Annotated in this window: 11 protein-coding genes; all 11 read left to right on the top strand. The window is 34.8% G+C overall.

All coding sequences use genetic code 11. The annotated features are described in order from the left end of the window. Positions 1–921 (top strand): PKD domain-containing protein (locus P9X27_05430; GenBank protein MDP8253819.1); only part of this gene is annotated, 921 nt, incomplete at its 5' end. Positions 922–1,095: 174 nt separating this feature from the next. After that, entirely contained in the window at positions 1,096–4,437 is a 3,342-nt protein-coding gene (locus P9X27_05425) for a cytochrome c biogenesis CcdA family protein (GenBank protein ID MDP8253818.1), read from the top strand. Positions 4,438–4,480: 43 nt separating this feature from the next. Then, positions 4,481–6,154: an ATPase, T2SS/T4P/T4SS family gene (locus tag P9X27_05420; GenBank protein ID MDP8253817.1), complete on the top strand. Its 1,674-nt coding sequence runs from the start codon at positions 4,481–4,483 to the stop codon at positions 6,152–6,154. Between the two features lie 2 nt (positions 6,155–6,156). Continuing rightward, positions 6,157–7,350 carry a type II secretion system F family protein gene (locus tag P9X27_05415; GenBank protein ID MDP8253816.1) on the top strand — a complete coding sequence of 398 codons (1,194 nt, stop codon included), beginning with the start codon at positions 6,157–6,159 and terminating at the stop codon, positions 7,348–7,350. 11 nt (positions 7,351–7,361) lie between these two features. After that, complete coding sequence (gene gspG / locus P9X27_05410; protein ID MDP8253815.1) at positions 7,362–7,808, top strand: type II secretion system major pseudopilin GspG; 447 nt, start codon at positions 7,362–7,364, stop codon at positions 7,806–7,808. Beyond that, complete coding sequence (locus P9X27_05405) at positions 7,798–8,145, top strand: hypothetical protein (GenBank protein MDP8253814.1); 348 nt, start codon at positions 7,798–7,800, stop codon at positions 8,143–8,145. Before gspG ends, P9X27_05405 begins: the two co-directional genes overlap by 11 nt. Position 8,146: 1 nt before the next feature. After that, entirely contained in the window at positions 8,147–8,587 is a 441-nt protein-coding gene (locus P9X27_05400) for a prepilin-type N-terminal cleavage/methylation domain-containing protein (GenBank protein MDP8253813.1), read from the top strand. Next, complete coding sequence (locus tag P9X27_05395; GenBank protein ID MDP8253812.1) at positions 8,568–9,158, top strand: prepilin-type N-terminal cleavage/methylation domain-containing protein; 591 nt, start codon at positions 8,568–8,570, stop codon at positions 9,156–9,158. The genes P9X27_05400 and P9X27_05395 overlap by 20 nt, the downstream gene beginning before the upstream one ends. Continuing rightward, positions 9,106–10,071 carry a type II secretion system protein GspK gene (locus tag P9X27_05390; protein ID MDP8253811.1) on the top strand — a complete coding sequence of 322 codons (966 nt, stop codon included), beginning with the start codon at positions 9,106–9,108 and terminating at the stop codon, positions 10,069–10,071. Before P9X27_05395 ends, P9X27_05390 begins: the two co-directional genes overlap by 53 nt. Then, positions 10,072–11,430 (top strand): hypothetical protein, encoded by a 1,359-nt coding sequence (locus P9X27_05385; GenBank protein ID MDP8253810.1) that lies wholly within the window; start codon positions 10,072–10,074, stop codon positions 11,428–11,430. Between the two features lie 11 nt (positions 11,431–11,441). Further along, the gene (locus P9X27_05380) at positions 11,442–11,957 is read left to right on the top strand and encodes a hypothetical protein (GenBank protein MDP8253809.1); all 516 of its coding nucleotides are present in this window, start codon (positions 11,442–11,444) and stop codon (positions 11,955–11,957) included. The last annotated feature ends 76 nt before the right edge of the window (positions 11,958–12,033 follow it).

Raw genomic sequence — 12,033 nt, 5'->3', positions numbered from 1 at the left:
TTGATCTTTACTGTCACAGCAAGCGATGAAGATGTGGCTACCTTGAGTTATTCAGTAACTGGTTTACCATCTGCGTTAATTTCGGATAGCGGTGAATTCAGCTGGACATCGGCTATTGGCGATGTAGGAGATCATTCCGCAACAATTACAGTAACAGATAGCGGTAATCTTACAGCTTCAGAAGAAATAACCATTACAGTTAACGCTGCTCCTGTAATAGACATAATCGCCGTTAATCCTTTCTCTTCTCAGCCGGATTTAGTAGCAGAGAATACGATAAATTTTCAAGCTTCAGCACATGATACACATGGTGGTAGTATTGATAAGTATAGCTGGGATTTTGGAGATGGTGATATAATAGAAGGAGGAAAATTCATAGGACATTCATATGCTGCATCTGGGAGTTATGAAGTTACTTTAACAGTGACTGATAACCACGGTGGTGAAGATAATATGTCAAAAACTATTGAAGTTCTACCAAAAGATATAGATATAGATGTGGTGAATATGAGAGTTGAGAGGGTCGGTCCGATACTAGTAAACATAAAAGATGGAACACTTTGTGGGGTAGAAGAGAGTGATTGTACTGCCATTGGCATTGATTACACTATTTCTGTCGATGCTCAGAAATACTGGATTACAGGTGAAAATGGTTGGCGTTATGGTGCGGCCCAAGAAATGTTTAATCAAGGAGGAATTTATCAGTGTAGATTAGGAGCTTCAACAGATGGTTCAAGATATCCAGACGGTGTAAGAATAAGGGTTAATGTAGAGGCACAGTGGAAGCCTGCTGCGAATTCTGCGTATCATACTCGACGAAAAACTTCATATCAAACAATTTCTTTTAGCGGGCAAGTTGTAACATTTGTAGAAGGAGGAGAAAAGATTATAACCTTCTTAGCTTCAGAATTTACAGAATGACATAAAACCGGAAATGTTTGAAAAGAAAGCCCCGATAGTTACATCGGGGTTTTTTATATACGGGGTAGGTTTTAGTTTTATAGGCAAGCTTGTAAATAGTAAGAGTACTTATTTTTTAAAATTCAAAATCTTTTATCTTTAAATTTTGTCTTCCATTGTATACAATAATCCAATATGAAAAATGTAAAATGGTATTTTTTTAAAACTTTTTTATTTCTCTCAGTCTTTTTGTTTAAGCCTAGTGTTTCCTCAGCCGAAATATCTCTTACAATAATCGGGGAAGATAAAGAGATGTCCCAGGATTTTGTTAAAGGGTTAAAGAGATATTTACCTGATTTTAATCATGTTTATTATCATCATGAAGATTCTAAAATAAGAGATCTTTTAAAAGAGCTCCAACTCTCTTACCTTCCGGTTATTATTTATGATAAGGATAAGCTCGACAGTTCTGATGAGGAACTTTTAAAAAAGAAACGCTTAATAATTCAGGAAGGCGACTATTCTATTTTTTCACCCTCCAGATTACACTACGTAACAACTGTTCATCTCCTAAATCGTGAGCCTGCTCCTAGTCAGCTGGGCATATTCGCTATGAGCCTCTGTCCTTACGGCCAGAAGGCACAGTGGAAAATTACCAGATTTATAGAAGAAAATGACTTGCCGGTGGAGTTAAAATCTTATTTTATAGTTAATATGAAGAACGGCCAGATTACCTCTATGCGCGGGCCGAACGAAATAGAGGAAGATATTCATCAGCTTTTAATTGAAGAGTACTGGCCTCAGAAATTATCCAATTATCTTCTTTTAACGGAGGAGATGAGCTGCTTTGAAGCGCTGGGTAAGGCAGGGCTGTCTTATAAGGAAATAAGTAACTTAAGAGATAAAGGCGAAAAATTACTTAAAGAAAACATGAAGGTTGCCCAGAAGCTTGATATTCGTGCTTCTCCGACATTCCTCTGGGAGAATGTATATTTAATATCAGGCTTAAATAAAATTATCAAAATCTTAGAGCAGAAAAAGGTAAAAGTCGATAAAGAAACAGATTCACTTTTAGGCCGTAAGCGGATTCCCGGGCAGCTGGGGATATTTGTTATGAGTATGTGTTCTTATGGTCAGAGGGCGCAGCGGCAGATTGCCAAATTTATAAAAGAGAATAATCTGCCTCTAGATTTAAAGTTGTATTTTATTGCAGAGATAGAGGAGGGTGTAATTACCTCCATGCGCGGTCTGGATGAAATAGAGGAAGATATTCATCAGCTTTTAATTCAAAAATATTGGCCTCAAAAGTTATACGATTATCTTCTTTTAACGGAGGAGATGAGCTGCTTTGAAGCGCTGGAGAAGGTAGGACTGTCTTATAAGAAAATAAATAACTTAAGAGAGAGAGGCGAGAGATTACTTAAGGAAAATATAAAGGTTGCCCAGGAGTTTGGCGTTAGTGCTTCTCCGACATTCCTCTGGGAGAATACCTCTATAGTGTCCGGTTTAGATGAAATTATGGAAATCCTAGAGCAGGAAAGGGTAAAAGTTCATGAAAAAACTCATCCGCTCATAGAGTATAAAATTATTAATTTAGGTGATCATGAATCATCTCAAAATATTCTTACTTCACTTGAAGAAAACTTCAGGCTTCAGGGTTCGTTCATGCCTGTTGACTCTTCTGCAGCGGAAGAATATATAGAAAGATTTAAAGTTGATTACCTTCCTTTTGTTCTGATTAAAAAAAGCAATAATTTAGACCTGCAAAGAGTTTTAAGAAAAAAGCTTGGTTGGGAGGAAAAAAGCGAAGGTTTTATTATGCCCAAGGAGCGTGTTCTAGAGACTTCTCCTGCTTATTACTTAAACCGTAAAAAGGAGGAAAATCAGGTTGACATTATAACCGGAAGGAAGGAGCTAAATAAATTTAGAAACAGTTCATTTATAAAAGCGTTATCTGATTCAGGAATCAAAGTAAATTTTCATAAGCAGGGTATATTTTTTAAATCTGAATTGTATAAAGAATTGAGTGTTAAAAAACTTCCTCTAATTTTATGGGAAAATCAATATCTGGTATCTAATTTTAAGCAATTGTTAAAATTACCTGAGATAAAGCAGAAGTTTGGAAATTTAAAAACAGATAGAAAAATAATTCTGGATTTTTTTTCTTCGCCCTCCTGCCATTTCTGCGGGATCGTAGAAGATAAGATCTTACCTCCAATAATGGAAAAATACGGCAATTTACTGGATATAGTTGAATTTGATACCAGCCAACCCCGAAAGTATAAATTTTTGCTCAGAATGGAAAAATATTTTGATATTGATAGACCAGGTGTTCCAAAAATACTTCTTGGAGGAGAAGTTTTAACTGGCAAACGTGATATAGAGAGCGGTTTAGAAGTGGAAATTTTAAATACTTTATTTAGCGGTACGCAGATTTTTAACGATACTTCTGAACCTGTAAAAATAGATTATTTTTATAATTTTGATTATATTCAAAAGAATAAGGATGCAGAGTACATTTGGGAGAGCTTTTTGCCGCTCATAGAAAAGAGGTATAATGACCGGGTGAAAATAGTTAAATATAATATTAGAGAAAAGAAAAGTTTCGATTTGATGTTTCAAATGCAAAAGCAAATTTCAGAGAAAGAAAATTATTTTACCCCCAAGATATTTATTGCAGATAATCTCTTGCAAGGAGCCGACGATATAAAGCAAAATATGGATTTATTAATTCAGGAGGAACTGTTATCTTCTTCTAAGGATCAAGAAGAGAATATATTTGTCTCAAAAATTTCTAAGTTCACCTTGCCTGTTGTTATTGGCGCTGGTCTTTTAGATGGGGTAAATCCCTGCGCTTTTACCGTGATCATTTTTTTCGTCTCTTTCCTTGTCATAACGGGGTATAGGAAAAAAGAGATGTTTTATATAGGCGGTGCATTTATATTTGCTGTATTTTTAACCTATTTATTAATTGGACTGGGATTGTTTGCTGCATTTTACAGGCTTGCATTTTATAGAACAATATTTGGTATTTTTCGCTATATTATTATTGGAATTGTCTTTTTTCTTGCCGGACTGAATTTATATGATTATCTGATTTATAAGATTAAAAAAACACCTAAAAATTTGATACTTCAATTACCCGGTAGGATAAAATTTTTGATTAAAAAAATTATAGGTGAAGGATATCGAGGGCAAGATGCAAAATCGCAGGGGATTATAAGGCTTGTAGTCATTGCGTTGAGCGTAGGGTTTGTAGTTTCAATTTTAGAATCTGTCTGTACGGGGCAGGTATATTTTCCAACAATTGCATTTCTGGCTCAACTTCCCGGTGTTATGAAAATAAAAGCGTTAAGTTATCTTTTTGTGTATAACTTAATGTTTATTATCCCGTTGATTGCAATATTTATATTGGGACTATTAGGGGTAAGTTCAGGTCAGTTTGAGCGGTTTCTGAAGCATAATTTGGGTAAAATAAAGATAGTTACGGCAGTATTGTTTTTCTTCCTAGGGTATATTCTAATAGTTTTATACTAATTTCGTATTTTACTTTACAGGTTCTCTCATATAAGATAACAATATGCAGGAAAGAGAAGGAAATTTTATAGGACTGCTGCTTCTTAATGCAGGAATTATAACAAGTGAGGATTTGGAAAAAGCTCTCACTGAGCATAAAAGGACAGGCGAGTTTTTAGCAGCTACTATTGTTAAATTAAAGTTTGCGCTGGAAGAAGATGTGTTCAGTATTCTGGGCGAACAGTTAGGCATAAGCTTTATAAACTTAAGGACCGCTTCTATTGACCCTGAAGCTTTAGAAAAAGTTTCTGCCCGCTTTGCCCTGCATTATAAAATTATGCCAGTAAGTTTCAAAAATAATTTGCTGGGAATTGTAGTATCCGACCCCCTAAATGTTCAGGTTTTGGATGATATCAGAATGCTTTTAAACGTAGATGTTAAGGCTTACATTGCATATGAAAAAAGCATTATTGATGCAATTAGCAAAAATTACGGTCTTGGAGCCGGGACAGTTGAAGGATTAGAGGATAAGGAAGAAGTTAAGGAGGAAAAGAAAGAAGATCAGGGGGTTGAGGAATCTTCAATTATAAATTTTGTAAATCAGGTTTTAACGCAGGCAGTAAAAGATAGGGCTACCGATATCCATATCGAGCCGTTTGAAGACGAACTAACAATTCGTTATAGGATAGATGGCATCTTGCATAAGACGCCTCTTCCTCAGGGGGCTAAGCAGTTTCAGAATTCAATTACGTCCCGCATAAAAATAATGGCTAATTTAAATATTGCAGAAAGAAGGCTTCCTCAGGATGGAAAGATTCTCTTTAAACTGGGTGAAGAGGAATATGATTTGAGAGTTTCAACTCTTCCTACTCCTGAAGGCGAGAGCATAGATTTAAGGATATTATCTAAAACGATGCTCTTTAATTTTAAAGATTTAGGATTGTTAGAAGAAAACTCCTTACTGCTGGAGCAGGTTCTAAAGAAACCCAATGGCGTGATTTTTGTTACCGGACCGACAGGAAGCGGGAAAACTACCACTCTTTATTCCTGTCTGCAAAATCTTAATACCCAAGACAGGAAGATTATTACAGTTGAAGATCCTATTGAATATAGAATTAAGGGTATTACTCAAATTCAGGTCTATCCTAAAATTGGGCTCTCTTTTGCTTATGGATTACGGTCGATTTTAAGGCATGACCCGGATATTATCTTGATTGGAGAGGTAAGAGATGTTGAAACCGCAGAGATTGCAATCAGAGCATCCTTAACAGGGCATCTTGTTTTTTCGACTATCCATACTAATGATGCGGCAAGCGGTGTAACCCGCCTTTTGGATATGGGCATTGAACCGTATTTAATTGCTTCAACCGTGGAATGTTTTATCGCTCAGAGATTGGTCAGAGTTTTATGTCCGAAGTGTAAATTTAAAGTTAAAGCGGCTGATAAGATATTAAAAGCATTTGGAGAGAAAGAAGATATTGATATATATGATGCCAAGGGATGTGAAGAATGTAAATATACCAAATATAGAGGCAGAACAGCTATTTATGAGTTTCTATTGGTTAGTCCTGAGATAAAAGATTTAATTGCAAAGAAAAGTTCGGCAAGTAAAATCAAAGAGCAGGCTGTTAAATCCGGTATGCGGACTTTAAAAATGGAAGGTTGGCAGAAGATTAAACAGGGCATGACTACAGTTGATGAAATTTTGCGGGTGGTTTCAAGGGAAGAGATGTACTAAGGATGAAAACTTTTCATTACAAGGCGCGCAATCAAAGCGGAGAATTAATAGAAGATAAGCTGAATGCTGATTCACAGCATCAGGCGATCGAAGAGCTTACCAAAAAAGGTTTTTACATACTTTCTTTGCATGCAGCAGAAGAAGCAGCAGGTGCGTTTTTAATCAGAAGAAAACCGAAGATAAAAGATGTAGCGTGGTTTACAGTAAGGCTTTCAGAGCTAGTTTCATCAGGTGTGCCGATTTTAAGAGCTCTAGGTTTGCTGGAGAATCAGTTTGCCAACAAGCCTCTGGGGAAAATAATAGCTGATCTGGTTTTAAGAATAAGAGACGGGGCCAGTTTCTCTGAGTCTATTGATAGCTTAGGAGTATTTCCTCCTATTCTCTCTGCATTAGTAGCGGCCGGTGAAGCGGGAGGCAATATCGATTCAGTTTTAAATGAAGCAGCCAATATCTTTGATAAAGAGCTGGATTTAAAAAATAAAGTAAAATCGGCAATGTTTTATCCTGCGCTGGTTTTTACGATGGGGATTCTCACAGTTTTCTTTCTGCTTTCTTTTGTGATACCTAAGATTTCCGGAATTTTCCAAGATTTAGGTCAAGCACTCCCTTTAATTACAAGAATTGTTGTAGCAATCAGTGGTATTTTTGCAAAATTCTGGTGGCTATTTGCTATATTAGGAATCGCAGAGTATGTAGTGTTTAAAAAATATACTAAATCGGGAGAAGGAAAATTATTATGGGATGAGTTTAAGCTTAAAATTCCAATAATTAGTAAAATATGGATTCAAAGAGAGATAATTTTATTTTCGAGAAGCTTAGGGCTGCTTGTAAAATCAGGGGTATCTTTGGTCGAGGCGCTTGATTTAACCAAGTCAGTGGTCTCTATCAGTAGATATAAAGTAGGTATCGAAAAATTAAAAATAGATTTAAAAGAAGGAGCTTCGTTAAGTTATGGTATAAGAGATTTTTTACCTCCTGATGTTGCCGGCATGATTTCAGTAGGCGAGGAAAGCGGCAATTTAGATAATGCTCTTTTGAATATTGCCCGAAATTACGAAAAAGAGTTGGATTATAATCTTAAAGTAACCACTCAGTTGATAGAACCGTTAATGATACTCTTTGTCGGGTGCATTGTAGGTGTTATAATAATTGCAGTTTTATTGCCGATTTTTCAACTTAATATGATTATAAAATAGGAGGAATGAATATGAAAAGAAATGCTTTTACTTTAGTTGAACTGCTAGTAGTTATTACAATTATAGGAATTTTAACGGCAACTGTTTTGCCCCGTTTAGCAGGTAGGACTGGAGAAGCGAGGATTAAAAGAGCAGAATCTGAAATTTATGGTACTCTTTCAACAGCTCTTGATATGTATGAACTGGATATCGGCAGATATCCCGGTTCTTTAGAGTGTTTATGGCGTTTGGATGCACCCTCGGGGTTTGATGTGGATGAATATAAAAATCTCTGGGAAGGGCCCTATATAAAGCGGGCAAGAGTTAAAGGAAGCTCTATTCTTGATCCCTGGGGTAATCCTTATCAGTATGAGTCAGTTGATCAAGGAGGTTCTTATATGATTTCTTCTCAAGGAGCGAATGTTCAGGATTCGAGTGATGATATTGTTTATTCCGGAGAGATAACGTTTGAGAATTAGCAATCGGGGGTATTTTCTCCTAGATGCTGTTTTGGCAACTTTAATACTTTCTATTCTCTTGAGCGCTGTGCTCGTCTCCCTACAGACTTCAATAAGAGGGTTTCGAAAGGTAAACGAGTCTCTGTATGGTCACTATCTAGCTGAAGATGTTATTTATTATAAATTACTACTGGAAGATAATTTTGAAAATCAAGGCAAAAAAAATACTACTTATGGTGAATTCAGTTGGTTGATTAAGGAGGATAAAGATCAGCTAGGTGATTTAAAAATAATTGATGTATCAGTTGTTAAGAATATGAAAATTTGTTCAAAGCTCTCTTCTTTAGGTTTTAAATAAAATGGCAGCTAAAAAATCTTTTACTTTACTTGAGCTTTTAATTGTAATTGCCATAATATCAATTTTGTCGGTTATTATCTTGCCGGGTTTTTCTAATAAATATAATGCGGTGAAATTTGATAATTTTTGCTTTAAAACACTGGATGTTTTTAAGTTTTCTCAAAATAAAACTATTCAGGAAGCTAAGGTTGTAACAGTTAAAATTAATCAGGAGGGGTTGTCAGTATATCTATCGGATGAAAAAGCAGGGGAATTATTAATTCCTGCTATCTATGAAATTGATTCTGAAATAACCAGCGTTGATATGTTTCCTACCGGGGAGATGCGTCTATATGCGGATTCTTTAGTTTTAGATAAAGCGGAGATAAAGTTGTCGTCAAAATTTGGGATTAAAAAAATTACTCTCTTAGCCGGAGCAGGGAATGTTTCCATCGAAAAGTAAAAAATCATTTACATTAGTTGAAGTTATTGTGGCAGTAGTGATTGTCTCTTTAATATTCAGCTTGAGTAGTTCTTTAATCTGGCTGAGTTTCAGGCTTTCTGTAAGAAGTAAGGAAGTTGCAGTTCGTTTTTCAGGTATTAGAAATGTTTTTGAAATTTTGAGTAATGATTTAAGATCTGCTTGTATTTTTGATTATAACGAAGAACCTAATTTTATAGTTGATTCAGAAAATAAAACAATTTCTTTTTGGATAATCCGTCCTTCAGAAAGCGTTGAGACTAGCTATCTTCTGCCAATATTAAAGATCAGTTATTTTGTCAAAGAAGAAGCGGGGAAGAAAGTGCTGTATAAACGATTAGAGTCTGAATTCGAGGATTACAAAAAAGAGATCCTTGTTTATGAAGCAGATTTTGAGTTCTCAGCGTTAATTTACAGTGAAGATAAAAAAGAATTATTAACCGAGCAGTTTTATTCTGACAGTAAGTTGCCAGAAGCGATAAAAATCAAGTGTGTAAAAGATGAAAATGAAATTGAAAAAATTATCTACATACCAGCCGGTAAAAGCATTTAAAAAAGATGGTGTAATATCTATCTTTATCCTCTGGGTAATTGCTGTAACAGTATTGATGTCCGCTGGCATAAGTTATAGGGCTTATATGGAATTGCGTTCTTTTAGGTTTTATAGGGAGCGTTTCTATGCCCGAAATTTAATCTGGCGGGGTTTTATGCAATCACTGGAATTACTGAGATTAGATTATGAGAATAACTCTGGAATCGATGGTTTAAGCGAAGAATGGAGCAAGGATAATATTGAATTTCAGAATGAATACGGTATATCTCAGATCAGAATTGAGGACGAAGAGAGAAAGATAAATATTAATCAGATTGCCAGAGAAGAAAATTTAGATGTCTTGAATAATCTTTTTCCTCCAAAGCTTGCTCAATCAATAATTGATTGGGTAGATGAAGATAGTTTTCAAAATTATTATTACGGAGGAGAGCAGGAAAATTATTATAATTTTTTGACATATAATTGCAGAAATTCCAATATCAGAAGTTTATACGAGATAAAATATATTAAAGGATGCCCTTCTGATTTTAACTTAAAAGATCTGGAGAATCAAATTACTACTATAGGGAGTGAAGTAAATATTAATACAGTATCTGAAGTATGCCTTAAAAAGTTAGAGCTGCCCGACTCTCTTGTCTCAGAAATCTTGGAATTTCGTCAACATAACGGTGTTTTTAATAGTATACCTGACAGTGATAGTATTTCAGAAATTTTCCCGAAAATTGCAAGTGCTGACATAGTAGAACAATGGAATGTTTTGAGAAATTACTTTAAAGTGAGCTCTCAATATTTTAGAATATATATAATAGCTCAGACAGAGAGAGGAGTTAAGCGCTGTGCTCAGGCTTTAGTGCAAAGGAAAGGCAGCAGTTTTGATATTTTATCTTGGCAGGAGAATTTCTGGGAGAAGTAAATGTATAGCTTTGAAATAGAGAGTGAAAAAATTAAATTTGCTAGAGTCTTACTTAAAGAAGGTAAGTTTTTTTTATCCAAACTTGGAGTATTTAAGCGCCCTATAACAGAGAAGGATGGGAAGTTATTAGAGAAGTTATTACATCAAAATGAGGAGTCAATAATATTTGTGATTCCCAGAAGAGAGGTCTCTGTCAGTTACCATTCTTTTCCCTCCCAAAAAGATGAAGAGATTAATCAAATGGCAAGATATCAGGCGTTGAGGCAGTTTCCTTACAAGGATTTTAACATCCTTCATTCAGCGAATATTTTGTCTAAGATGTCTAATGGATATACAAAAGTTATGCTTGCAGTTGTAGGGGAGGAAGCATTGAATAAGTACGTATCTGAACTTACTCATTTTATATTGCCGAACAAAATTACAATAAATAGCTTGGGTGTTGTCGGTTTTTATAAAATGATAAGAAAAGATGAGGATAGAGTTTTAATTGATATAGATAATAGATCCAGCAATTTGTGCATAATAGGAGGCGGTAAACTTTTGTTCTGCCGGGAAATCAACAAGGGGTTTTATTTTATAAAAGATAATGGCATGGCTCCATGGTTGAAAGAAGTTTCAAATTCCATTGCAGCATTTAACAAGGAGAAGTTAAATCAAGACATAAAATCACTTACTATACTTGGGCCTCGGCATATAAATTTTATGGAAGATGAAAGAGCATCTTTGCCTTTTGATGATGTTGAATTTATTTATCAGGAAAAGTTTATTTCCAAAGAAGAAGATTTTCAGTTTTTTGGAGAAAACAGTGAAGAGATCTACTCTCTAATTAAGCTATTAGGTTTAAGTTTTATCCAAGTTCCGGAATTTGATTTAATCCCGCTTGGGATAGCTCAGCGGGTTGTTAAAAAAAGCCTTTACAGAGAGAGGAAGAGAGCAGGTATTTATTTTGTATTAGCGGCTTTAATCTGTATACTGATTGTGAGATTAGAGTATAAAAGGGAGGAAGTATATTTAGGCAGGTTAAAGAGTTTTATTGATAGCGTAAGCCCTGCTGTTAAAACTTTAGAAACAAGGAAAAGGATAAATCAAGTTTTTTTAAAATATTCTCGGGATGTTATTTTTTTAGATTTATTTAAAGGATTGGTTGATATAGTTCCGGATAATGTTTTATTAAGAAGAGTAGATTATGAGAAAAATTTACAATTAGTTATAGAGGGAATCTCCTCTGATGCGAATTCGATATATGATCTTTATGAAAACATTAAACAACTTCATATGATATCTAAAGTCGAGGCATTTAAGATAGATACTACATCAAGACAAGAGAGTGTTTTTTATTTAAAATTGGGATTAAAATAAATTTGGATAAATTGAAAGATAAGCGATATTTAAAATTATTTGCTGTTATCGGTATAATGCTCTTACTATACATTATAGTTCAACCTCTTATTGTAAAATGGAGCGGTTTAAACGCTGCTATAAGAATAAACGAAAGTAAGTTCCATAAAACTCTAAAGCTGATTTCTGAGAAAAATAAAATCAACTCTGTTTATAAAAGTATTGCCGCAGAAGTCGCTTTTGACAAACTGATTGTGGGTGATGATGAAGATGTGCGGATTTCCGTCTATAAGGAATTAAATAAGCTAGCTAGTCATTGTAAGGTAAAATTGCGCAGCGTAACACCAAAAACAACTATTTCGAATAAGGAAAATGAGCATGCGCTGTATTTTGAAATAAACGTAGAGGCTGATTTAGAAGGAATATTAAAATTTTTGTATTATATTGAGAGTTCTTTTAGCTTGATGTCTACTGAAAATGTTAAAGTAAGCCCAGCCAGCAACAACAGATTGATGTTACTGATAAAATTAAAGAGAATTTTAATATGAGACAGCTGAATTATTCTTTATTTCAGTATGCTAAAATTACAGCAATAGCAGCGCTTGTGTTGCTATTTTTAGAGTG

This window comes from Candidatus Kaelpia aquatica, from assembly GCA_030765335.1.
In the GTDB taxonomy this organism is placed as follows: domain Bacteria; phylum Omnitrophota; class Gorgyraeia; order Kaelpiales; family Kaelpiaceae; genus Kaelpia; species Kaelpia aquatica.
This window is presented reverse-complemented; position numbering and strand designations above follow the sequence as displayed.

Excerpts from the sequence above, each read along its gene's own strand:
- P9X27_05420 (MDP8253817.1), top strand. The coding sequence starts at position 4,481 with ATGCAGGAAAGAGAAGGAAATTTTATAGGACTGCTGCTTCTTAATGCA.
- gspG (MDP8253815.1), top strand. The coding sequence starts at position 7,362 with ATGAAAAGAAATGCTTTTACTTTAGTTGAACTGCTAGTAGTTATTACA.
- P9X27_05395 (MDP8253812.1), top strand. The coding sequence starts at position 8,568 with ATGTTTCCATCGAAAAGTAAAAAATCATTTACATTAGTTGAAGTTATT.
- P9X27_05385 (MDP8253810.1), top strand. The coding sequence starts at position 10,072 with ATGTATAGCTTTGAAATAGAGAGTGAAAAAATTAAATTTGCTAGAGTC.
- P9X27_05390 (MDP8253811.1), top strand. The coding sequence starts at position 9,106 with ATGAAAATGAAATTGAAAAAATTATCTACATACCAGCCGGTAAAAGCA.
- P9X27_05400 (MDP8253813.1), top strand. The coding sequence starts at position 8,147 with ATGGCAGCTAAAAAATCTTTTACTTTACTTGAGCTTTTAATTGTAATT.
- P9X27_05415 (MDP8253816.1), top strand. The coding sequence starts at position 6,157 with ATGAAAACTTTTCATTACAAGGCGCGCAATCAAAGCGGAGAATTAATA.
- P9X27_05425 (MDP8253818.1), top strand. The coding sequence starts at position 1,096 with ATGAAAAATGTAAAATGGTATTTTTTTAAAACTTTTTTATTTCTCTCA.